Raw genomic sequence first — 23,749 nt, 5'->3', positions numbered from 1 at the left:
TAATGCAAACCACAGCAGTACATATCAATCACAGGCCATTTCTGAAGAAGATTAATATTTATTTACTTATTATTCTCTTTTTAATGGTGGCCTGTTTTTTTACCTGGAGTGAAAATGTACTCATTACACGTGCCATCAAGGTGGTGGGGCGTATGGGAGTGCTGTTCTCCTCTTATTTGGTGTACCGCAAGATTATTCAATATGGGGCAGTAGATTCCTTAAAATGGAACAACCTGCTTTCTATGCTGCTATATGTAGCCTATTTACTCTTAGGCTTTGCTTCTTTTATGTGGAGTACTAATGTGGGTTATAGTGCATTACAGTGGTTTATGACCAGTCAAACACTGGTGTTTTGCTTTTTTTTCATAAAAAGCCTGTATTTACTGGATGAGTATTTTGAAGATCATCAAATCAGGCTTTATAACCTCTTAGGAAATACCTGCTATGTTCTTATCCTGATTTTCGTAGTAGGGATGTGGGTGGATCCTGACACATTCTTCCGCATGACCCATGGGGGTGAAGAAGCCAGATTAGGAGGATATATGATGAATCCGAATGAGCTTGGAATGCTTGCGGGATTAGGTGTGGCAGGCTTACTTTTTGACCTTAAACGTAATCATGCAAAATGGTGGACTATCCTCAAATTAATTGTTCTGTTTTACGGGTTGTATGCCACAGGCTCAAGATCTTCTCTTATTGGTGCCTTGCTTATAATAGGTTATCATGTAAAGCAATCCAGCAACCAGAAACTGAAAATTGTTATTATTGCAGGAATGCTCCTTGTTACCCCGGTAGCTGTTTGGAAAGTGATTTTGAAAGATGGTGATACCAGCAGGCTGGAAGAAGTAATGAGTATGACTGGGCGCTTGCCTTTCTGGACAGCCCTGATTAATGAAGGATTGCCAAGAGAACCTATGCTCGGTTTTGGTTTCATGCGGATTGATTATAAAGAGTATTTCCAAAGTGCACATACTTATCCCGGAAAAATGACGCATAATACTTTTATGCAGGTACTGATGAATCTGGGATTTGTCGGGATCACAATAGTCATTTTTCAAATGTTATTCACCTTCAAAGGAATAGCAGGAGAAAATGAAGAAAAGAAACTTATGCTGAGGAGCTTACTAATACCACTATTTATCAATTCCTTTACCGAGTTCGGTATTTTCGGAGAATCTAATTATGGAATTTTATTTTATCAATTGGTTATAATCTATATCTCCTTTAAACAAAATACCATACTTACCCCACTTAATAAAATTCACCTTAAGAAAAGAAGGCCTGACCTTCTTATCTCTTAATGAGTATCTTGAATAGACTAGAATTTTCAACTGTTCTCACTATTTTCATACTTATTCAGTAAGTAGAAAAAATTCCATAAACTGGAAAAAACATGGAAGTGTTAATTTGTAATTAACTGTTTTTCAGTTTCTTATATAATTGGCAATCTTTTGGTATAGTCTCTAAAAAAAAATAAAGGATGCTATGCAAAATATATTCAAACACATAGGATATAATGTAGACAATGAAGCTTCAGAAGCAAAGGAATTGCCAATAATGATGATCAAAAATCCTGATGGTTCTGCAAGATGGATCTGGCATGCTCAGGCGCGGAAACCTTATTTCCTAAAGTTTTACAATGTATCAGGACTTAAACCATTTGCTTTCGCTACTTTTTGCCGGATTGTTTTTTTCTTAAGAATTCAAAGAGCCATATTTTCATCAAAGAAAGTAAGACTTACTCATTGTGATCCTTCACATCCAATTCTCAATTTATTTGAAAGCAGCCAATGGGCATTATTTACCGGAACCACTGGCCCTAACAATAAAATGGTGATTTTTCACCAGGGGAAGGAGGAAAGCGAATTTATTAAAATAGCACCTTCTAATTCAGCAAATGAATTACTTGAAAAAGAATTTGATACTATAAATATTTTAAAAAATTTAAAACCTATAACATTTTCACACCCTAAGGCCATTAGAGATGCAGAAAATATACTTAGGCTAACTGATATTTCATATGGAGGGGAGCGACTAAAGCATTTTTCGGAGGAGCATAAAAGTACCATATTTGAATTGAGCATGAAAACAACTGTCAACTCTGATGCTTTAAGAAGTCAGTTATTGTCAGAAGTATCAGATAAGCTCCATTCGGATAGTCTTACCCAAGATCAGCGAATTCCTGTGAGTTTGATAGAAAAGCTGCAGGAACTTTCCCAATTCTGTGAAGCATTACCTTTCAAAATGAGTTTTAATCATGGTGATTTTACTCCATGGAATATGTATAGTAGCGTAACCGGATTAAATATTTATGACTGGGAGCTGGCAGACTATTTACCTATAGGATTCGATGCTTTTCATTTCATCGTGCAGAAAGGAGTAATGCAGGAGGGTAAATCCTGGAGAAAAATTAAAGAAGAAATAGACTTATACATCCCTGAGGAATTAATGAATAGGTGGACAAAGCAATCGGATTTAAAAAGGGATGATTACCTCAAATTATATTTACTGGTAAACGCAACCCGCTATTTGTACTTATATAGTCAGCAGGAAAAATGGCATGCCCAAATTAGCTGGTTATTAGCTGTATGGGATGATGCTATTACAGATTTAACAAAAGCAGAACATGCTAACAGGGGTGAATTTATTTCTAATATATTTGACTATTTGCAATCGAAGCAATACGCAGCTATTAAATTTCCAAATATCCATCCCTCGCTATTATCACCTAATTCAGATATTGATTTATGTATTTATAAGAATGACTACAAATCAATATGTCAGTACATTGAAAATCACTCTGCTGTTAAGCATACTATAATGGAAAGGAAGTCTTTTATGGCTTCTGTAAAAGTTTTTCTTCATGATAATAGCATTGTATGTCTTGATTTGATCTGGAAATTCAAAAGGAAAGCATTAGTAATGATGGATGCCGGTGAAGTTTTAAGAAATGCAGTGCCTAACACGTATGGTGTGAAAAATATGAGTTTAAAACATTTGGCAGAGTATTTAGGCCTTTTTTATGGGCTTAATGCGCATGAAATACCTCAGTTTTATCAGCCTTACATTTTAGCGCTACGAGATGCTGATACATCTATTGAAAAAATTATTTACAAAGGACTTGAAAGTAGTGAAACCCCGACTGAACAATTGAAAGCTGAGCTCTTGAATTATAGCCCCAACATAGGGATCAGGAAACTATACAATCACATGGCCTATGCAATGGATGTTACTAGAGAACTGCTATTTAAACGAGGTTTGATCATTACATTTAGTGGGGTAGATGGCGCAGGAAAATCCACAATAATTGAGAAAACAAAATACGAACTGGAGAAGAAGTTGCGTAAGCGTGTAGTGGTTTTACGTCACCGTCCGTCAGTGTTACCTATCCTTAGCGCCTGGACTAAAGGCAAAGAAAAGGCAGAACAAGATGCTGCCAATACCTTACCACGTCAGGGAAGTAATAAAAGCTTTATTAGCTCTCTTTTCCGCTTTGGCTATTATTTTGTCGATTATTTCTTTGGTCAGTTTTATGTGAAACTGAAGTATGTTTCCAGAGGATATGTGGTGTTGTATGATCGCTATTACTTTGATTTTATAAATGATAGCAAGCGAAGCAACATTCACTTACCCAATAAACTTTTAATGCTGGGATATAAATTTCTTTTTTCACCTGATCTTAACTTCTTTTTATACGCTAAGCCTGAAGTGATACTTGAGCGAAAAAAGGAGCTTGATCATGATACCATTAATTCCTTAACAATTAGCTATCTGAATCTATTCGGAAATTTAAATAAAGCGAAAAAAGGAGCTTACATACCGGTGGAAAATATAGCTATGGACGAGACTTTGAAGACAATTATGCAGCAGGCATGGCCAAAAATAGCCTAATAGTAATTTAAATAGATCGTTCATTTTACAATGCTCATTATAAAAAATACTTACTATGAAAACCCTTGTTCAAAATATTGTACAACTGAGAAATCCGGCTTTTAGGTTACATGAAAGTGTGAGCAGTCAGGACTTAATCCAATTCACTTATACGCAAGTCAGAAGCTTGTTAAGAGGCATGAAAATGATCTTTAAAGGCAAGAAGAATAAAATGGCTCTTTTGGGTAGAGGTGTTAGAATAGTAAATAGCCATAAATTTACCTATGGCCGCTTCATGAAACTTGGAGACTTTGTTTACATCAGCGCATTAGGAAAGAAAGGAATAAAGATGGGGAGTAATGTGAGTTTAGGTTCTTTCAGTAGAGTTGTTGTAGCTACTACATTGGATAATCCCGGAGAAGGCATATGCATCGGAGATAATGTGGGGATAGGTGAATTTGCCTATTTAGGGGGAGCTGGTGGATTAGAGATTGGAAATGATTGTATAGTAGGTCAGTACTTCAGCTGCCACCCTGAAAATCATAATTATGAAGATCATGAAAAGCTTATTCGCATGCAGGGCGTATCACGAAAAGGGATTAAAATTGGAGCCAATTGCTGGATTGGCAGCAAAGTGACGATACTTGATGGAGTGGAAGTAGGAGAAGGGTCTGTGATTGCAGCGGGAGCCGTGGTAACAAAATCTTTTCCGGCTTACAGCATAATAGGGGGTGTACCAGCCAAACTTATAAAAACCAGAAAATGATGGCAAACAAAACAATTCTGGCTACCGCCTATGCTGTAAACCCCTTTAAAGGATCAGAGGACGGAATGGGATGGAATTTTATTTATCAGATTGCACGCTTTCAGAAGGTGATAGCCATCACAAGAGAAAATAATAGGCCTCATATTGAGAAGTATATGGAGCAAACCCCTGATGAGGTCTATAATAACATACAGTTTTATTATTTTGACTTACCTTATTGGATGCGATTCTGGAAGAAGGGGGGCAGAGGTGCAATGCTCTATTTTTGGATGTGGCAATTTGGAATTGTTCACTTTATTAAAAAGCTGAATCTAAAGTTTGATATAGCGCACAATGTGAATTTTCATAACGATTGGACCCCCAGTTTTCTCTGGAAGCTTAATAAACCTTTTGTTTGGGGGCCTGTCGGGCATCATCCATTAATCCCTGAACAATATCTGCATGGTAGAAGTAGCTCATTTTGGTTAAAGGATAGAATGACATGGTTGGTTAAAAAGTTATTTTGGAACTTCTCTTTTTCTTTAAAAAGAACAGTAAAAAAGGCAGATCATGTGTTATGTATGAACTCTTCAGTACAGCAATATTTACCGTTAAAGAGCGGACGATTTTCTATAATGCCCTCTGTTGCTACAGAAGACTTTGGTTGGAATAAGAATAAACCAAATCATAAATTCCGTTTAATTTCTGCGGGAAGGTTGGTGCCTCTGAAAGGTTTTGATCTGACTATAAAATCTTTTGCCGCCTTTATACAAAGTTTACCGGTGGAAGAGAAAATTAAATGTGAATTGGTGATAGTGGGCAGTGGTCCTGAATTAGGTAGCTATCAGGAAATGATCTTAAACTTTAACATTCAACCATACGTGCGTTTTATTGACTGGATAGAACGTAAAGATCTTTTAGCATTGTACCGGGAATCAAGTGCTTTTGTATTCCCATCACATGAAGGAGCAGGTATGGTAGTGGCTGAGGCCATGAGTTTTGGCTTGCCTGTAATCTGTCTGGATAATGAAGGTCCGGGTGAGTTTATAACAAGAGAATGTGGTATTGGCGTACCGCACGGATCTTACAAGCAAACCATAAAATCCTTAAGTGAAGCAATTTTCAAATTGTACTGTAATCCTAACACTTTAGAAAGTATGTCAATTGCTGCCAGAAAGCATTTTGAATCTAATTTCCACTGGAATGCCAGAGGCGAGGCCTTGAACAAAATCTATCAAAATCTTTAATTTTATTAATCATGCGTGTATTAGCTTGTCATTTACTTAATGACTATAGTGGTAGCCCAAAGGTACTCAAGCAATTGCTTAAAGGGTGGGTAAAGAATAATTTAGAAGTCCATCTTTTTACCTGTGGGGGAAGGGAAGGTTTTTTATCAAATTTGGCGGGTGTAAAGTATCATAATTTTTGGTATGCGTTTACCAAAAATCCTTATTTAAGACTTGTATTCTTATTGGTTAGTCAATTGCTTCTAATGCTGAAGGTTTTAGCAAAAGCTCAGAAAGATGATATCATTTATGTGAATACTGTTTTACCTTTCGGAGCAGCCATAGCAGGAAAACTACGTGGTATCCGGGTAATTTATCATATACACGAAACCAGTATCAAACCCGCTATTCTAAAAAAAATATTATTTGGAATTGTAGACAGAACAGCTGATCAGGTAGTATATGTATCTAATTATCTGGCTAATGAGGGTCTTGTTTCTTCTGTAAAATCGGTAGTACTTCATAATGCCATTGAGGAAGATTGGTATCAGGAAAAAAAGCAAAAAGAAAAACACCATAATCAGGAAAAGCATGTGCTGATGGTGTGCAGTTTAAAAGCATACAAAGGAGTAAATGAATATATAGAACTGGCGAGAAGCTGCCCCGATTACGTATTTTCTTTGGTGATGAACTCTTCTCAAAATGAAATTGATACTTATTTTAAATCCACTGACTTACCGAGAAATCTTCGTTTATTCGATACACAAACAAATCTACATCCTTTTTATAATCAGGCTCATGTGGTTTTGAATTTGTCAAAACCTGATGGATGGGTAGAAACATTTGGACTGACTATCATTGAAGCTATGGCTTACCAGCTTCCAGCTATTATACCACCAGTTGGAGGCATTACTGAACTAGTGAGTGATGGTATAAATGGCTATAGGGTGAACAGTACTAATTTGAAAGACTTAAAAGAAAAACTGGAATTATTACTGGAAAACCCATCTATTTATAATTTACTTTCTCTACAGGCTGAGAAAAAGTTTGAACAGTTCAGAGAGGGAGCATTTATCAAAAAAAGCCTTCAAATTTTAGCAATTCCATCTGCCGCATCATTTCAAATGTCGGAAAGCAATTCCAGATAGTGGAAATTTTCGATCAATAAATATTCATAAGTTACTGTTATTCATATACTTATGAATGTGGTATGTTTTTCATATTGATATTATAAAAAACCAGAGACATATGAAGAACGGCATAAAAAATATTTTGGTAACTGGAGGGGCAGGCTACATTGGTTCTCATACCGTAGAGGCTCTTTCAGAGAAAGGCTACAAATCTATTATTGTAGATGATTTTCGCAATAGCGACAAATCTGTAATGGAGGGATTGAACATCTTGTGTAAAATAAAGCCTCTTTATTTTGAGATAGATTGTACAGATGAAAAGTTAATGAGGTTTATCTTCAAATATTATAAAATAGATGGTGTAATTCACTTTGCAGCTTACAAAGCTGTAGGAGAATCAATTGACAAACCAGACTTGTATTTCCACAATAATATTCAATCATTAACTGTGGTAACAAAACTTATGAACGAATTCGGAATATCGAATTTAGTTTTTTCTTCTTCCTGCACCGTGTATGGTCAGCCTGATAGTGTTGAAGTTTCTGAAGACCAAGAGCACAAACCAGCATCTTCACCTTATGGATATACAAAACAAGTAGGGGAGCAATATCTGGATTTTCTTTCCAAGTCCTCGCAGAATATAGTTAAATCTACCTTGTTGAGATATTTTAACCCCATAGGAGCGCATCCTTCCGGGTTAATAGGAGAGTTGCCAAATGGAGTACCCAATAATTTGGTGCCCTATATTTGCCAAAGTGCTATCGGTTTAATAGGCCCACTCACCGTGTTTGGAAATGATTATGATACACCTGATGGTACCTGTGTGCGTGATTTTATACATGTTGTAGATTTAGCGAATGCACATATAGCAGCTCTTGAAAAACAGTTTTCTTCTGAGGCCAGCATTAGTATATACAATGTAGGTACAGGTAAGGGAACCTCGGTTTTGGAGCTTATCAATACTTTTGAAATGGTTACTGGAGAAACACTCCTCTACAACGTAGGCCCACGAAGAGAGGGAGATATAGTAAAAATATACGCCAATACACAAAAAGTAAATAAGGAGCTTGCCTGGAAGAGTGAATACACTGTGGCCGATGCTTTATTACATGCATGGAAGTGGCAGAAACAATTAGTTTATAAACGCTCAATACAATATAAAATAGATTCATTATGAAAAAGCGAGTTGCTATTATCGGAACTGTAGGCCTGCCTGCAAATTATGGAGGGTTTGAAACGCTTACTGAACACATTGTGGAAAACATGAGTGATGAATATGATATTACTGTGTATTGCTCTGGTAAACGTTATCCCAAAGAAGAGCAAAAACAATTTTACAAAAATGCCAGACTCAGGTATTTGCCTTTGGAAGCCAATGGAATCCAAAGTATCTTTTATGATACACTTTCCATTTTACATGCTGTGTTTTTTAGTGAAGTGCTTCTCATACTTGGAGTGGCAGGAGCATGGATTCTTCCTTTTGTGAAATTCTTCACCAACCGTAAAATCATTATTTCTATTGATGGAATAGAGTGGAAACGTGATAAATGGAATATTCTGGCTAAGTGGTATCTTTTCTGGGCAGAAGGTTTAGCTGTGAAATATTCTCATATAGATATCTCTGATAATGAGGCTATACAAGACTATACTGCAATGCGCTATGGCTCACTGAGTAGGATTATTGAATATGGGGCAGATCATACTCTGAAAGTAAACCCTAAAAAGGCAGACCTTGAAGAGTATCCATTTTTACATAAGCCTTATGCTTTTAAAGTTTGCCGCATAGAACCGGAAAACAATGTGCATAATGTGCTTCAGGCTTTTTCTGAACTGCCTAATTACACGCTGGTAATGGTCGGAAACTGGAAGAATAGCGATTATGGATTAGATGTAAGAGCCAGGTATGAGCAATTTTCTAATATTATATTATTAGATCCTATTTATAATCAGGAGAAATTAGATGTACTAAGGGGCAATGCTTTGGTTTACATTCATGGTCATTCGGCCGGTGGAACAAACCCATCATTAGTGGAGGCCATGTATTTAGGTTTACCTATTATAACCTACGGTGTTTCATATAATAAAGTAACTACTGAAAATCAGGCACTTTACTTTAATACAGCTGAGGATTTGAAAAATATAGTGATGAGTGTTAAGGTAGATGAGCTTAAAGCACTTGGAAAAAAAATGGAAGCTATTGCAGAAAGACGCTATACCTGGAAGCTCATAGTTGAGAAATACAAAGCTTTAATTGTAGAAGCACTTAATGTCAAATCAAAACAAAATGTGGCTTATAGTACTGCAGAGTTGCGTTACGACCAACTACTAGAGATGAATATGGGACATTTAAAAAATCAGGAATCTTTCTTTACTAAAAGATAAAAACTAAAACTATGGAAAATATAATCACTTTACTCTTTGCACTTGTTATTACTTTAGTGTTAACGCCAATATTAAGGAAAATGGCAATTGCTGTACAATTGGTAGATAAACCTAATCAACGTAAGGTACATCAGAATGCAGTTCCATTGGTAGGAGGGATTGTTATCTTTATTGCTACAGTTACTGTGAGCTTTATTGCGAATAGCAATTGGTCAGATCTTAATTTTTTGAAAATGCTGATGCTGGGCGCATTAGTGTTACTCGTTGTGGGTGTAATTGATGACAAAATGAACATCAGAGCGAGTTTTAAATTACTTATTCAGTTACTTTTAGCGCATTATGTGTTTGTAAATGGAGTGGGTATTACCTCATTTTACGGAATTTTAGGAATCTATGAGTTACCAATTTTCCTACAGTACTCTCTCACCTTAATAGTGATAACAGGCTGTATTAATGCTTTTAATTTAATGGATGGAATAGATGGGCTTGCTGCAGGTCTGGCAATAGTTGCTCTAGGTCTTTTCGCATATTTAGCATTCAAATTGGGTAATAGCTTTCTGCTTTTAATGTATTTGAGTCTGATAGGTAGTTTAGTGGGCTTTCTAAGATTTAACCTTAGCAAAAAGCAAAAGGTGTTTATGGGGGACGCAGGCTCTCTGTTTATAGGATTTATTTTGGTGGTATCAGGGATTTTTATGATACAAATGGCTGAGCAAACTACTCAACAATTACCACTCACCCTGTCGATTGTGATAGGAGTATTAGCTTTGCCGGTTATCGATTCACTTCGCGTATACAGAAGAAGAATTAAAACGGGTTATAGTCCTTTTAAAGCGGACAAATCTCACTTGCATCACCTGGTTTTACTTTTAGGGATTCCACATAAATATTCCAGTTTGCTCATTGTAGGTGTTTCCCTGGTAATAATAGTATTAAATATCCTTTTCGGTAATTACTTTGGTATAACCTACTCATTATTAATCGTGTTATTGTTTTTCATTTTACTTACCACAGTTCTTAGAATCAACCAGGACGTGAAAACATGGCGTGAAAAAATCAGGAAGTTAGAGGAAGGGCAACTACCATGATAGTAATTGCCTACCTTTTATTGTGACTCATTTTACTAAGCAATCTTTCTAATTTGTCGAAGTTTTCCTCATTTTTAGGTTCAGCAAAACTTCTGATTTTTTCACATTCTTCCATTGTGTTAAAAATCATTTTGAAAGTAATTCTAGATTGTGAGTCACTTAATTCTTCAAAACTTACTTCCATATCAAACAAGGGTTTTGATGTCCTCGTCCAGCTTATTAATTTGAATGGATCAACTTTTTTGAATATTGCTGCATTTTCATAATTTCCTTTTTCAGGACCATGCATGGTCAGTATCCATTTACCTCCGGGCTTTAAATCAAACTCATGAATAGTATTGGTAAAACCTTCAGGCCCCCACCATTTTGCTAAATGTGCTGGATTTGAAAAGGACTCATATACCATTTCTACAGGAAAATTTAAAATTCTCCAACTGTAAATTTCTTTAGGGTTTGTTTTCATTCATTTGAAAAATGGAATATCACTTCCAAAATATACCTGATTATCATTTAAGTATTTCTGTTATATTAATATTTCTTAACTTGTAATAACCTGTTTACAGAATTGTCAATCACTGAATTTTTTGAAATACAGAACCACTTCCTTCCCTTCATCTGGATGTTTAAAGTGCTTTTGAAATTGCATACCGGTCTTTTCGAGCAACTTCACAGACCTTTCATTTGCAGGATCCGCAAAAGCAAGAACTGTGTTTAATTTTAATGCGTGATGAGCATATTCTAATGTAGCTGCAGCTATTTCATATGCATATCCTCTTCCCATGGCTTCAGGTAAAAATGCAAAGCCAATATCCGGATGGGGGAGAAAATCTCTTTTCAACAAGCCACAAACACCAATAGGTAGGTGGTCTTCTTTTGCTCTTACACAGTATAAGCCATACCCATTTTCATTATAGCTTTTTTGAGGACCATTTTTGATAAAATCTTCAGCTTCTTTTACAGTTTTTAACTTTCTGTCACCAATAAATTGGATATATAATGGTGAATTCACCAATTTTAATATAAAGGCAGCATCTTGTTTTATAATTGGCTTAAGAAGTAACCTCTCAGTGCTTAAAATTATTTTCATCGTTATTCAATGGTACAAAGAAAAATATAAATATTAGAGTTTACTGACCTCAATTTTGTTTTCTCTACAAAGTAGTTACTTCTGTTGCTTTTACTGACATAATTGCGGGATTACGCCTAATTGTCGGTTTAGTTCCATTTTTGACACATTTCGTAATATTTTTTTAATTAATTGTAAAATGTACGTCTGAAGCCAGATAAGCATCAACCTTTTAATTATATTTTTTTTCTAACCTCAATTTAATTCAGATTTTGGCCACAAATGCATAAAGCTTGCACTCCCTTACCTGATTTTTCAGATAAGAATTAAACAAAACAACAATAACGAAAATGAAAGTACTAGTAATTGGAGCCGGAAATATGGGTTTGGCATATGCCAAAGCGCTTGTTAAATCAGAGTTTTTATCAAGCCATAATTTAATGATCTCAGATACGGATGCTCAAAAAACAGAGGAACTCAAAAAAGTAAGTCGCTTTGATGTATTTACAAATCTGGAAGATTGCCTGCCGGTAGCAGACATCATCTTTATTGCAGTGAAACCTTATCATTCTGAAGATTTGTTTAAAGAAATTAAGCATTTGATGACAAAAGATCAGCTGGTTATTTCCATTATGGCCGGGGTTACTATTCAGAGTATGAAGGACGGACTAGGAATTACTAAAGTGGTGAGGGCAATGCCTAACCTTCCAGCTCAGGTAGGAAAAGGTCTCACCTCATTTACAGCTTCTGATGAGGTTTCCCGTTTGGAGCTTTCCACTGTTGAAAACCTATTGAACACTACTGGTAAATCTGTAAGACTGGACACTGAAAATGATATTGATGCTTCTACCGGTATATCAGGAAGTGGCCCTGCATACGTATTTTATTTTATGCAATCTATGATGGATGCCGCTAAAAAGATGGGCTTTTCTGAGCATGATTCCAAGGTGTTGGTTAGCCAAACCTTTGAAGGAGCAGTGGAATTATTTAATAAATCTGATCTTTCACCACAATCCTGGATGAACAGAGTAGCTTCCAAAGGTGGTACTACGCGTGCTGCATTGGACTCAATGGAGGATAATAATGTAAAGCAACTGATTGAAGAAGCGGCTTATGCTGCATTCGACAGAGCGGTTGAATTAGGCAAATAGTCAAGAAACAAAAAAGTATAAGTTTTACTGAAAGCTTAATTAAACAATATTGAATTATCATAAATTGAAAATGGAAGTTGAAAAGCAATACCAAAAGAGAATAGTAATAAAAGTAGGTACCAATGTAATGACTAATAAGGATAACAGGATAGTGGTGCCAATCCTGAGAAAGTTAGTAGATCAAATAGCCAGGCTTTACGAAGATGATATAATTTGCGTACTTATATCTTCCGGTTCTGTAATAGCCGGCAAAGAAGTATTGGATGGCAATACCCTCATTGACCCTACAGCGCGTAGACAAGTATATTCAGCTGTAGGCCAACCGCGAATGATGCGCCATTATTACAGCCTTTTCCATGATTATGGAATGCGCTGCGCTCAGGTGCTTGCTACAAAGCGTGATTTTGACCTGGGAAAACACCGTGATAATATGATCAATTGCTATGAAGGCCTGCTTAACCAGGGCATTGTTCCAATAGCTAATGAAGATGATGCCGTTTCCCTTTCTATGTCCATGTTTACAGATAATGATGAACTGGCCAGTCTTGTAGCAGAGCTTATTAATGCAGATGCATTGATATTATTAACAGATACTGATGGGGTTTTTGATGGGCACCCTGATGATGAGGATTCCAATCTGATAAGAAATGTAACCACTGATCAGGCTGTAGAGCAGTTTGTTCAGTCTTCTAACAAGAAAGAAGGTGAAGGTCGAGGTGGAATGGAGTCTAAAATAAATGTGGCGAAAAAAACAGCTGCAAAAGATATTCCTACATACATAGCGAATGGAAAGCGTGAAAACGTAATAGTTGATATCGCACACGGTAAAAATGTGGGAACCCGTATATATCATGAAGGAGACTGATTTTTCCTTCGGAAGGAATAGAAAATTATTGAGAATTCCATCTCCGGGAATTGGGGATGGTGATGACCATTAAAACAGTAAAATATGAAATTATTAAACACCGATATAAAAAATGCAGTGCTGCAATCAATGATCAATTACCTGGATAGCGACAGGCAAGCAATTATTGCAGCTAACAAAAAAGATTTGGAAGCTTTTGATCGTGATGATCAGGCACTCTATGATCGCTTGGTTGTGAATGATGCGAAAGTAGATGATATGATCAGAGCGGTAAAAGAGGTGAAGGCTCAGGATGACCCTGTAGGGACAACTATAAGTGCTGATACATTAGAAAACGGATTGAGCATCACCAATAAAACTGCGCCCTTCGGTACAATTATGATTATTTATGAATCGAGGCCGGATGTAACAATAGAAGCAGCGGTTTTGGCATTTAAAGCAAATAACAAAATTTTACTTAAAGGAGGTAAAGAAGCGCATAATAGTAATGAAGCATTAGTAGAGTGCTGGCATAAATCTCTGAAAGATAATGGATTAGGCGAGGATTGGATTCAGTATCTTAAAATGGACAGGGCCACCACTCAGGAATTCCTGAGAAACCCTGATCAGCCGCTGGACTTAATTGTGCCGAGAGGAGGCGAAAGATTGATCGACTTTGTAAAGCAGCATGCTAAATGTGCAGTATTGGTAAGTGGAAGAGGTAATAACTTCGCTTATGTAGCGCCTGATGCTGATATGGAAAAAGTTATTCCTGTAATTGTAAATGCTAAAACAGATAAAATTTCAGGTTGCAATGCATTGGATAAAATCCTGGTAGACAAAAATCACCCTCAATTTGAGCAAACTTTGCAAAAAATTGAGAGCGTTCTTAGTGAAAAAGGAGTGTATGTTGTAGCCGATAGCTCGGTAATTGATGTGCTGAAAACTGATGATAAAATAGTAGATGATGAGATTTGGTATGAAGAATTTTTAGCAATGAAAGCTGCTATTTCTTCAGTAGATGGGCTTGATAATGCAATTGACTTCATCAACACTTACTCAGGAGGACATTCCAATATTATTCTCACAGAGAATAGAGAAGATGCAGAAAAATTTATGGAACAAATTGATAGCGCAGCGGTCTATCATAATGCTTCTACGCGCTTTACAGATGGCGGACAGATGGGAGTTGGAGCAGAACTGGCCATCAGTACTGACAAATTACACCATAGAGGGCCATTAGGCTTAAAGCAATTAGTAACTAATAAGTATTATGTGCTTGGGGATGGGCAAATAAGAAAATAGCTTACCCAACTGTAGTGACTAGTCCAAAAAAGCCCTGAGTGATCACTCCGGGCTTTTTTGATTTAGGATAATTTCTTTGAGAGCAGAAATTAAAACAATTCACAATCTTATTTTACTTCAAGTACATTCGCTTTCTAATTTACTATGAAATTGATTTCACAAGTATTCCTTCTTTTATAAAACTATGATTAGAGCGGGATTTAGACAACAGGCATAAGTATAAAAATCTTGTTCAGGAGTATTAATCGGAGTAACTTTTTCATTATCAGTTATTTAAATTTTTAAATCTTTTCATGTACGTTAAGTACCGTCAATCATACATTTTTAATCATTTATCTTACTCTATAGGGGTTTGTCTATTATTTCAGGATGTTGATCTCTTTAAAGAAGTTAATGAACGGGGTCATTTACCTATGTAATAATGTGATTAATTCTATTAAAAAATTGTAAAATACATTTTATAGTTTTACCAAAGTTTAATCAATAAATAAATTAAATATCTTGAAGATGAACTACTTAAGTCGAAGATTAAAGTTCTTAGTTCCTGCTCTGTTTTTAAGCATTTTACTAAGTTGTAGTGATGATGAAACAAATGAACCATCGGTTTCTTCTGTTGATGATTCGTTGGCAAGTTTACCTGAAGATACTGGTGGAGTACATATAGCAAAAGTTTTAGGCTCTACGAGTGCTGCTTTTGGTTATTATATTTATCTACCGGGAGGTTATAATGAAAGTAAGGCAAATTACCCGGTAATGGTATTTCTCCATGGTAAATCAGAAAGAGGAGATGGTACTGATAATCCTGAAATATTGGATAAAGTGCTTAGAAATGGCCCTCCGAAGATGATTGAAAAAGGTGAGTGGAGTACTACATATCCTATGATCGTTGTTTCCCCTCAGTATCATGGGACTACTGGAAATGCAAATAACTGGGGTGCTGGAGATGCAGATAATTTAAAAGAATTTATAGAACATCTCTTAAGCAGCTATAGAATTAATAAAAGGAGAATTTACCTTACCGGCTTAAGTCATGGTGGAAATGGTGTATATGATTATTTGACCAATGTAGAAGATTCTGTTAATTATATTGCCGCAGCCGCGCCTGTTGCTGCATATGGAGCTAAAAAGGGTGTTGAAAAATCACGAAATACACCTGTTTGGGTATTTGTTGGAGATAAGGACGGGGCAAATGTGAGTACCTCTAAAGAATTTGTAAGGCTTTATAACGAGCAACAGCCGGTGCCGGTTCATAGGGCGAAAATCTCTGTATATAACAATGTAGGCCATGATGTATGGACTAGAACCTATAATGGAGAGGGTATGGGTACTGTAGATTCCAAATATGATCCTTTTGATATGAGTCTTTATGATTGGATGTTTCAATTCGAAAGACCGGAATAGTTATTTCTGATTAAATCTCCCGTTCTTATCCTTTTTTAATATGAAATAAAATACCTGAGAGACTGCTTTAATAAGTGGTCTCTTTTTTTTGGCCATAGTCTCATTGTAATGAAAAAGCGGGATAATGTGACATATAAGCTGTCAAAAATATAATTCTATTTAAAAAAAATGGCGCCTATTAATAATAAGCGCCAACCTTTCTTATATTGAAACTAGTATACGGAAAGTAATCTTAGTTTTGCTCTATTAACCAACCTTTCGCATCATTTACAGATAGAAAAGATTTAATTACATCAGATGCAGGCATTGCTTTTTTAGCTGAAAGTTCAGCAAAAATGTTTGATGAGAATACCCATGCAAAATTTTGTAATCCTGCTTTAATCATTTCAGGAAACCAAACAGTGGAAGTCCATTCAGCGGCATCCTGCCAGGGGCCCGTTACCTTGGTGTTGTCATTCAAAATTTTGGTATATTTATTCTTTTTAACAAAATCTAAAATAACTTTTCCTGACTCCATAATGGATGCTTTGTTTTGAAAGCCTATCCAATCGCAGTACATGTAGCCATTTTCTTTATCATAGTAAATTTCAATGTTTTTTGCTTTGTGTAATTTTTCCATAATTATTTTTTAATTGTAAATAGTTGAACTTTTATTATTTTCTTTTCCATGTTACGGTAAAAACAATTTCACCGTAAGGAGCTGAAATAGGTTGTGTTTTAATAATTAACTTATCATCTACTATTTCACCATATCTGATTTGTTCATTGCCTAACCAGTTAGGAAACAGGGCTCCTTCTACCTTATGTATTATTTTTCCAGGCTCAGTCTCATAGTATTTACCAAAATAGGCCAGGTAGCTATCAAAAGCTTCTTTAGTTTCTTCTTTTGTTCCTCCTGCAATAGCACCTGATTTAAATGTACTTCTTCCCGGTCTCATAATCTGGGCATTCATATTACCGGCTTCATCATACATTAGCACTCCTTCCGAACCTTCTTCAAAATAATGTACTGTTTCATTTTTTTCATTTGTATATACCCATGACACAAATTTCCAGGTACCTATAATTTGCTCCTTGATTGATTTCATTTTCATTTTACTATTTTTCTATATAAACCAAGTTGCACAATTTGTTTTTGATCAACGAGGTAACGAATAAATTTTCATTTTCAATGTATCTATGGCCTCCCGGTCTAGTGTAAAGGTCAAAAGAATTGACAGTTTCCTCTTTCCACATTTCCATCTGCTCATGTTTCACCCTTGGATCATCTATGCCATGAATTGCAGTAATAGAAATCGGGATAGGGGCTGCTTTTTGATATTGATAATTACTTAATAATTCCAGATCCGCCTTAAGAATACCCATCATTATTTTGGCTCCTTCCATACTGCCTGCTTCTCCATTGTTAGTTTTAAGATATGGAAACAGGTCCATCAAGCGCTCATCTGAGGATTTAGGACTAATTTGTTCTTTATCATAGCTGGAAAGTTGCGGTGTAGAAGAAACAAAAAGATTGCTCGGTATAGGTTGGTTTTCAACAAGAAGTTTTTTGGTTAACTCAAAAGCTAGCAAACCACCCATGCTATGTCCAAAAAAGGCAAATGGCTTATCAAAATATAGTTGTACCTGATCCTGCAGATCTTCTATGAGCCTATTTATATTTTTATAAGCGCTGGCCTCAAAATTCTTTCCTCTTCCCGGAAGTTCTACTACCACCAATTCTAAGCTATCGTCAAGGTAGTCTGCCCACTTATCATATAAGGAAGCGCTTCCTCCTGCGTCATGAAAACAGATAATTCTTTGAGAAGCATCTGGTTTTGGATAAGGAATGTGAAATAAATCTATCATCACATCTCCTTCGGATTCTACACCTTCAGCAGAATTGCTTTGCTCCAACTCTTCCTCTAGTTTATTAACTAAAAAGCTGGAATATTCTTTAATGCTGGGATGGCTCCAGAACAATGCGACAGATAGCTTTGTTTCCAGGTTTTTCTCAAGTAAGTTTCTCACTTGAATGGCCATGAGAGAATCAATTCCTAAACCTTTAAAAGTCATTGAACTTTTAATTTTAGAAGCAGGAGATTTCACAATTTTAGCTACTATTTGAGTAACAAGTGTAATTAATGCTTCTTCTTTCTCATCTGTAGTAACTAGTTTTGTATAGGCATTCAGAAAACTTTCTTTCTTTTCAGAATCGCTCATCTGATCACTTTCCAGAAGGCCTTTAAAATAATTGGTGCTGGCTAAAGCGGAGTAGTAAATAGCCATTTTACCAGCATTAAGTTTAAGTACTCCCAGCTGGGCTTTTCCACTATTGTAAACAGAATCCAGAACTTCCATTGCATCTTTAGAAACAACTGACTCGAAACCTTCCGCATCAGCATATTTTTCTAAATGATCATTGTCAGCAACCATTCCAACATCCTTAATTACACCCCAATTGATGCTTAAAGCGGTAAGCCCGCTTTGCTTTCTGGTATGGGCCAGGCTATCAAGAAAGCTGTTTGCAGCCACATAACCTGCCTGCCCGCTAAGTCCTATTAAGGAAGATGCAGAAGAGAATAAGACAAAGCAATCTAACGGGATGTCTTTTGTAAGCAAATGAAGATTCCAGGCACCTTTCATTTTAGGGCTTAAAGTACCGAGATAGTCTTGCTCGGTTATATCATTGATGCTGCCTGCTTCTATTACTCCTGCTGCATGTATAATTCCACGCAACTTTGGCATTGATGCATCAATAGTATCAAGAGCATTTTTAACTGCATTGTAATCTGCTATATCTGCTTTGATAATATTGAATCTGCAACCATTTTTTTCATAGCTGCGCATTTTGGCAGCTACTGTTTCGCTTGCTTTTCCACTTCTACTGAGTAAAGCAAAATTTCTGGCGCCTTTGGCAATCATCCATTCAATATAGGAAAACGCTAACCCTCTGTAGCCTGTCACCAAATAAGTGCCTTCATCAGAAAAACTTGCCGGCTCATGTAAGGTGGTTTCGGTTACTTGAGGTAGTGACAATTCAGGTGCGTAGCATTCGCGACCTCTGAGTGCTATTTCCCTATCATCGGTTGTATAGTTGGATAAATTGGCCAGCAACTGATCAATTTCGTCCATCATAGGGTGCAAGCTCAGGTCAATCCTTTTTACTTTATATTGTGATAATTCATTTGCTGCTACCCGGGCTATTCCACAAACAGGAGCATGCACTACTTCTGCAGGATGCGAATCCTCCCCAACTGTTTCTATACCGTTCGTTACAATAGCCACATGTGGTACTTCCATTAACTTCAAACTTTCCAGTTGCTGGAAAAGGTTGATAATACTGAGGCTACCATAAGTTTGTTCTTTTTCTATTTCCTCAGCAGTAAGCATTACCTCACTTGATGGGTAGTATACAGCTCCCATATGAAGTACACCTGCTATAGAAGAGTAATCATTATAAACCAGTTTTAAGAATCTACTATACTCTTCAGGTTTGCTATAGTTTAAGGTGTAGTCAGAGCCGGATTTTTTCTGGAATGACTGCCCTGGCGTAACATGTATAAAATGAATTCCGGATTCATTTATTTTATCCAATAATATGGTACTCAATCCATACAGGTCCCCCATTAAAATCCAGGTTTGATTTGTATGAGGAGTAATTTTGTCAGATATCTGCTTTCTCTTCCAGTTTACAGCATATATCCAATTTTTCAGTTTGTCTTGTTCGGAGCTTATGAGCTGAGAGTCAATTACTTTTGCTTTTAGTCCCGTAACCTTCAGTACCTCACTTCCATCTTCATTTGTAATCAGAATATCTGCCGCAAGGGTAATAGTCCCTCTATTTGCATCAATAACAGGAGCATGTAATCGTGCATTACCTTTTAGTTCAGCGGAAAAGTCAATTTTACCCAGCAGTTGGATATCGTCTATTCCGGTTAAGAAGGTAGTTCTATTAGCTTCAGTACCTCCCACTACATCATAGAATATTGTCTGAAAACAGGCATCCAATAATGCGGGATGGATTTTGTACTTCTCTGCACTTTCTGCAATTCGGTAGTCTGGTCTGAGTGTAAAATCTACTTTATTAAAACGAGTTCCTTTTTTATAATGAAGTTCCTGTATTCCCTGGAAATACATTTGATAATTAATTCCTAGCGTAGCGCTGATTTTTTGGTAGAAATCTACCCCTTTAAAACCTTCAAATTGGGAAAGGCTTTCATACTTGTCGTTCTGGGAAATTCCTGAATAAATCTGTAGCTCTCCCTCTGCAAGCTTCAGCCACTGTTCATTACTATCAATATTATCAGCAGTGAAAAACTCGAAAGAAGCACTTCTTTTGTCTTGCTCTTTTACCCTAAGCTGCACTTTCTTTACTTCATTTTCAGCAAAGCTTAATGAATTGATGAAAGTTAAATTTTTAACCATAGGAAAGCCACTGCCATAAATCTGAGAAGCCGCCTCAAAAATAAGTTCTGCATAGGCAGCTCCTGGAAACACTGGTGTGTCATTTACCTGGTGGTCCCTCAGGAATGGAAAGGCGGATAAACTGATTCTGGTTTCCCAAAAGTATAATCCGTTAATACCTGCTAATTTAATTTGTTCTCCTAAAAGAGGGAATTTAGAAGAGGTATTACTTTGGGCTGTCAATTCATTAGAAAGATCCTCCAACTCATATCTTTCCCTTTGAAAAGGATAGGATGGCAGATTAACTTTTGGGGCTTTAGGTGTCCCATATAGTTGTGACCAGTTTAATTGGAAACCTCGGATAAATAATTCTGAGAGGTTATTGTAAATAGCTTTTTGTTCATCTTTTTCCCTGAAAATAGAAGGGATTGCATGTATATCTTCCTTCAGATAGTCGGCACATTCATTAATGGCATTTAATAGTACAGGATGAGGACTTACTTCAACAAAGATAGTATGCCCTTCAGAAATGAGTTGTTCCGTAACCTGAGCGAACTCAACAGTACCTCTCAAGTTATTCACCCAATAATCCGCATCTAACTCTAATCCTTCAACCAACCTGCTTTTCACAGTGGAGTATAGGTCAATAGAAGATGCAGTGGGTTTTAATTGGCTTAAAGCTTCTTTCAGGTCTTTTTTAAGTGGATCCATTTGCTGACTGTGAGAAGCAACATCTACTTTCACCAATCTGCAGAATAAATCTTTTTCCTCTAATTCTTTAAATACTAAATCAATGGACTGGCTATCACCTGATAGAACCGTTGATTTCGGACTATTATTTACTGCAAGCGATAGATTTGGATATCGGCTTACAACTTCCTCAGCCTGTGCCTTAGTGAGTTCGGTGACCATCATAGCTCCACCTTTTCCACTCACACTTTTCATAAGCTTACTTCTTGTACAGATAATGGAAGCTGCTTCATTAATATTTAAAGATCCTGCAATAAAGGCAGCAGCTACTTCTCCCATGCTATGACCCGTAACAGCGTTTGGGTTAATGCCCCATGACATCCATAACTTGGCCAAGGCTACCTGAATGGCGCATAAGGCAGGTTGTATTACATTGATTTCGTTCATGCGACTGCTGTTAGCATCCGCAAAAAGTTCATCTATCAATTTCCAGTCACAATGCGCACTGTAAGCTTCATCAAACTTTTCAATCCACTCCCGGAAAACAGGCTCTTTTTCCATTAACTCTTTTCCCATGCCTAACCATTGAGAGCCTTGACCCGGGAACACAAATACTATTTTATCTTTCTCAGTGATTTTCTTTTTTAGCCCCTCAGAAGATTCCTGGTTTTGAAGAAAATCATCGATATTAAGAAGTATGTCTTTTTTGCTATCGCCTGAAAAAACTACACGATACTCAAAATTTGGTTTTACAAGGGCTGCTGCAGTACAGATTTTCCTGAAATTATCTTCATCGGCAGTTTCCAAAAGCTCTTTGTAAGAAGAGGCGTATTTTTGCAGTGCCTCAGGAGATTTTGCCGAAACAGGAAGGCAGTATTTTTTAATGATGGGGATTGTCTCTTCTTCAATCTCAGCTTTTCCTTTATATTCTTCAATGATTGTATGCGCATTTGTACCTCCCCAACCAAAGGAGTTAACGCCTGCTTTTAATGTTTCTCCAGCTTCTGAAGGCCATTCTCCCACAGTGTGCTGAACTTCTAATTTTAATTCCTCAAATGGAATATCAGGGTTTGGAGTTTTAAAATTTAGGCTTGGAGGAAGTTTTTTGTTTTGCATGCTTAGCACTACCTTGAACAATCCTGCTATTCCTGCTGCAGCTTCTAAATGGCCAATATTTGTTTTAACGGAGCCAATTCTTAACTTTTTGTTTCTGCCCTGGCTAAAAAATTTCCCAAGCGCTTTTGTCTCTGTTGGGTCTCCTAATTTTGTACCGGTGCCATGAGCTTCCACATAGTGAACTTCATTAGGAGCAATTCCTGAATTCTCAAAGGCTTCAGCTAATGATTGTAGTTGACCTGAAATGCTTGTAGCAGGCAAGTTAACGTTAAAGCCATTATTATTCACAGAAGTACCTCTTATTAGAGCGTGTATCTTGTCACCATCCCTCTCAGCATCTGATAATTTTTTCAACATTAATACGCCTGCTCCTTCTCCGCGCACAAAACCATCGGCATCGGCATCGAAGGTGCTACACTTTCCTTTTTTAGATAGACCTCCAAATTTGGAAAGCAAAACGTTCTGGTCAGGATCAAGAATATGGTTAATTCCTCCTACTATTGCGGTACTGGAAGAACCGTCCAATAGACTTTGACAAGCTAGATGTAAAGCAACAAGAGAAGAGGAACATCCCGTGTCTAATACAAGGCTGGGGCCGGTAAAACCATTAAAAAAAGAAACCCTGTTAGCAATTACGTTAGTTGACTGACCAACAGCGGAATGGCTTGTTACCGAGGCATTTTTATGTTTTCTAAGGTGCTCAAAGTCGTTCCAGATGTTTCCTATGTAAACACCCACATTTTTCCCCTGAATTTGGTCAACCGGTATGCCTGAATCCTCCATCGCTTCCCACACTAATTCCAGCATAAGCTTTTGAGAAGGGCTCATTTCTATTGCCTCAGCAGGAGAAATGTTAAAGAAAAAAGAATCTATGTCATGAATGTTCTTCAACATAGAGGCATGTTTCTGAATGGATTTCCTGTCGGCTAAAGGGTCTGGATCATAGTAATTCTTATTCTCCCATCTTTCGCTCGGAATTTCAGTAATGGTATCTTTTCCTTCAACTAATAATTTCCAGAATGAACTTAGATTATCTGCATTGGGAAATCGGCATGACATACCAACTATAGCAATAGGCTCGTTCACTGAACGTTGTGAGGTTTCTTTCATGGTTGAAATATTTAGAATAACTTTAATTCTGATTCAAAAATAACCGTAATTACTACACTTTTGCTAATCAACAGGTAATTTATTTGTACAAATATGAAAATAACCAAATCATATATGGTTATTATGTATTTGTAGAGGCAAATCTATGAAGTATATTGTTTTATTTTAATTAGTATAAGGGAATAAATGTTACAACGTATGAAAATTGGTCAATTATTGCAAAAATGGTATTTTGAATA

Annotated in this window: 17 protein-coding genes; 12 read left to right on the top strand and 5 right to left on the bottom strand. The window is 36.6% G+C overall.

Features of this window, described 5'->3' with window-relative positions:
* Positions 1-2: 2 nt before the first annotated feature.
* From IEV85_RS18745 to IEV85_RS18710, 8 genes are all read left to right on the top strand, one after another.
* On the top strand, positions 3-1,301 hold the full coding sequence (locus IEV85_RS18745; RefSeq protein WP_188466354.1) for an O-antigen ligase family protein: 1,299 nt from the start codon (positions 3-5) through the stop codon (positions 1,299-1,301).
* A 184-nt stretch (positions 1,302-1,485) separates the two neighbouring features.
* Complete coding sequence (locus tag IEV85_RS18740) at positions 1,486-3,891, top strand: phosphotransferase (RefSeq protein ID WP_188466352.1); 2,406 nt, start codon at positions 1,486-1,488, stop codon at positions 3,889-3,891.
* Positions 3,892-3,946: 55 nt separating this feature from the next.
* Positions 3,947-4,636, top strand: coding sequence for an acyltransferase (locus IEV85_RS18735; RefSeq protein ID WP_188466350.1), 690 nt, complete (start codon positions 3,947-3,949; stop codon positions 4,634-4,636).
* Complete coding sequence (locus IEV85_RS18730) at positions 4,633-5,862, top strand: glycosyltransferase family 4 protein (protein WP_188466348.1); 1,230 nt, start codon at positions 4,633-4,635, stop codon at positions 5,860-5,862. Before IEV85_RS18735 ends, IEV85_RS18730 begins: the two co-directional genes overlap by 4 nt.
* 11 nt (positions 5,863-5,873) lie before the next feature.
* Positions 5,874-6,989 carry a glycosyltransferase family 4 protein gene (locus IEV85_RS18725; RefSeq protein ID WP_188466345.1) on the top strand — a complete coding sequence of 372 codons (1,116 nt, stop codon included), beginning with the start codon at positions 5,874-5,876 and terminating at the stop codon, positions 6,987-6,989.
* Between the two features lie 100 nt (positions 6,990-7,089).
* Positions 7,090-8,148, top strand: coding sequence for a UDP-glucose 4-epimerase GalE (gene galE / locus IEV85_RS18720; RefSeq protein WP_188466343.1), 1,059 nt, complete (start codon positions 7,090-7,092; stop codon positions 8,146-8,148).
* Positions 8,145-9,353 (top strand): DUF1972 domain-containing protein, encoded by a 1,209-nt coding sequence (locus tag IEV85_RS18715; RefSeq protein ID WP_188466341.1) that lies wholly within the window; start codon positions 8,145-8,147, stop codon positions 9,351-9,353. Before galE ends, IEV85_RS18715 begins: the two co-directional genes overlap by 4 nt.
* Before the next feature lie 11 nt (positions 9,354-9,364).
* Complete coding sequence (locus IEV85_RS18710; RefSeq protein WP_188466339.1) at positions 9,365-10,441, top strand: glycosyltransferase family 4 protein; 1,077 nt, start codon at positions 9,365-9,367, stop codon at positions 10,439-10,441.
* A 10-nt stretch (positions 10,442-10,451) separates the two neighbouring features.
* Here IEV85_RS18710 and IEV85_RS18705 read toward each other — a convergent pair whose 3' ends face one another.
* Both IEV85_RS18705 and IEV85_RS18700 read right to left on the bottom strand, forming a co-directional pair.
* Complete coding sequence (locus IEV85_RS18705) at positions 10,452-10,904, bottom strand: SRPBCC domain-containing protein (RefSeq protein WP_188466337.1); 453 nt, start codon at positions 10,902-10,904, stop codon at positions 10,452-10,454.
* Between the two features lie 105 nt (positions 10,905-11,009).
* Positions 11,010-11,528, bottom strand: a complete 519-nt coding sequence (locus IEV85_RS18700; RefSeq protein WP_188466335.1) for a GNAT family N-acetyltransferase — start codon at positions 11,526-11,528, stop codon at positions 11,010-11,012.
* Between the two features lie 329 nt (positions 11,529-11,857).
* Between IEV85_RS18700 and proC the strand changes: the two genes are divergently transcribed.
* The 4 genes from proC to IEV85_RS18680 all read left to right on the top strand — a co-directional run bounded on the left by proC (position 11,858) and on the right by IEV85_RS18680 (position 16,208).
* Complete coding sequence (gene proC / locus IEV85_RS18695) at positions 11,858-12,658, top strand: pyrroline-5-carboxylate reductase (protein WP_188466333.1); 801 nt, start codon at positions 11,858-11,860, stop codon at positions 12,656-12,658.
* A 49-nt stretch (positions 12,659-12,707) separates the two neighbouring features.
* Positions 12,708-13,523 (top strand): glutamate 5-kinase, encoded by an 816-nt coding sequence (gene proB / locus IEV85_RS18690; RefSeq protein WP_229712651.1) that lies wholly within the window; start codon positions 12,708-12,710, stop codon positions 13,521-13,523.
* A gap of 84 nt (positions 13,524-13,607) precedes the next feature.
* Positions 13,608-14,807: a glutamate-5-semialdehyde dehydrogenase gene (locus IEV85_RS18685; protein ID WP_188466330.1), complete on the top strand. Its 1,200-nt coding sequence runs from the start codon at positions 13,608-13,610 to the stop codon at positions 14,805-14,807.
* 507 nt (positions 14,808-15,314) lie between these two features.
* Positions 15,315-16,208 carry a carboxylesterase family protein gene (locus tag IEV85_RS18680; RefSeq protein WP_188466328.1) on the top strand — a complete coding sequence of 298 codons (894 nt, stop codon included), beginning with the start codon at positions 15,315-15,317 and terminating at the stop codon, positions 16,206-16,208.
* A 232-nt stretch (positions 16,209-16,440) separates the two neighbouring features.
* On the opposite strand, the gene IEV85_RS18675 is transcribed toward IEV85_RS18680, so the two are convergent.
* Genes IEV85_RS18675 through IEV85_RS18665 form a run of 3 tightly spaced genes read right to left on the bottom strand, consistent with a single transcriptional unit; the run spans position 16,441 to position 23,510 of the window.
* On the bottom strand, positions 16,441-16,827 hold the full coding sequence (locus tag IEV85_RS18675) for a hypothetical protein (RefSeq protein ID WP_188466326.1): 387 nt from the start codon (positions 16,825-16,827) through the stop codon (positions 16,441-16,443).
* A gap of 34 nt (positions 16,828-16,861) precedes the next feature.
* Positions 16,862-17,296 (bottom strand): lipocalin-like domain-containing protein, encoded by a 435-nt coding sequence (locus IEV85_RS18670; protein ID WP_188466323.1) that lies wholly within the window; start codon positions 17,294-17,296, stop codon positions 16,862-16,864.
* A 10-nt stretch (positions 17,297-17,306) separates the two neighbouring features.
* Positions 17,307-23,510 (bottom strand): type I polyketide synthase, encoded by a 6,204-nt coding sequence (locus IEV85_RS18665; RefSeq protein ID WP_188466321.1) that lies wholly within the window; start codon positions 23,508-23,510, stop codon positions 17,307-17,309.
* Positions 23,511-23,749: the final 239 nt, after the last annotated feature.

This window comes from Marivirga lumbricoides, from assembly GCF_014636295.1.
Classification (GTDB): Bacteria; Bacteroidota; Bacteroidia; order Cytophagales; family Cyclobacteriaceae; genus Marivirga; species Marivirga lumbricoides.
Note: the sequence above shows the minus strand (reverse complement) of the source record. Positions and strands in the feature narration are given on the sequence as shown.

Bases quoted from the DNA above. Each gene is read 5' to 3' on its own strand.
- IEV85_RS18685 (WP_188466330.1), top strand. From the start codon at position 13,608: ATGAAATTATTAAACACCGATATAAAAAATGCAGTGCTGCAATCAATG.
- IEV85_RS18710 (WP_188466339.1), top strand. From the start codon at position 9,365: ATGGAAAATATAATCACTTTACTCTTTGCACTTGTTATTACTTTAGTG.
- IEV85_RS18680 (WP_188466328.1), top strand. From the start codon at position 15,315: ATGAACTACTTAAGTCGAAGATTAAAGTTCTTAGTTCCTGCTCTGTTT.
- IEV85_RS18740 (WP_188466352.1), top strand. From the start codon at position 1,486: ATGCAAAATATATTCAAACACATAGGATATAATGTAGACAATGAAGCT.
- IEV85_RS18670 (WP_188466323.1), bottom strand. From the start codon at position 17,296: ATGAAATCAATCAAGGAGCAAATTATAGGTACCTGGAAATTTGTGTCA.
- galE (WP_188466343.1), top strand. From the start codon at position 7,090: ATGAAGAACGGCATAAAAAATATTTTGGTAACTGGAGGGGCAGGCTAC.
- IEV85_RS18665 (WP_188466321.1), bottom strand. From the start codon at position 23,510: ATGAAAGAAACCTCACAACGTTCAGTGAACGAGCCTATTGCTATAGTT.
- IEV85_RS18745 (WP_188466354.1), top strand. From the start codon at position 3: ATGCAAACCACAGCAGTACATATCAATCACAGGCCATTTCTGAAGAAG.
- IEV85_RS18675 (WP_188466326.1), bottom strand. From the start codon at position 16,827: ATGGAAAAATTACACAAAGCAAAAAACATTGAAATTTACTATGATAAA.
- IEV85_RS18735 (WP_188466350.1), top strand. From the start codon at position 3,947: ATGAAAACCCTTGTTCAAAATATTGTACAACTGAGAAATCCGGCTTTT.
- IEV85_RS18705 (WP_188466337.1), bottom strand. From the start codon at position 10,904: ATGAAAACAAACCCTAAAGAAATTTACAGTTGGAGAATTTTAAATTTT.
- IEV85_RS18730 (WP_188466348.1), top strand. From the start codon at position 4,633: ATGATGGCAAACAAAACAATTCTGGCTACCGCCTATGCTGTAAACCCC.
- IEV85_RS18700 (WP_188466335.1), bottom strand. From the start codon at position 11,528: ATGAAAATAATTTTAAGCACTGAGAGGTTACTTCTTAAGCCAATTATA.
- proC (WP_188466333.1), top strand. From the start codon at position 11,858: ATGAAAGTACTAGTAATTGGAGCCGGAAATATGGGTTTGGCATATGCC.
- IEV85_RS18725 (WP_188466345.1), top strand. From the start codon at position 5,874: ATGCGTGTATTAGCTTGTCATTTACTTAATGACTATAGTGGTAGCCCA.
- IEV85_RS18715 (WP_188466341.1), top strand. From the start codon at position 8,145: ATGAAAAAGCGAGTTGCTATTATCGGAACTGTAGGCCTGCCTGCAAAT.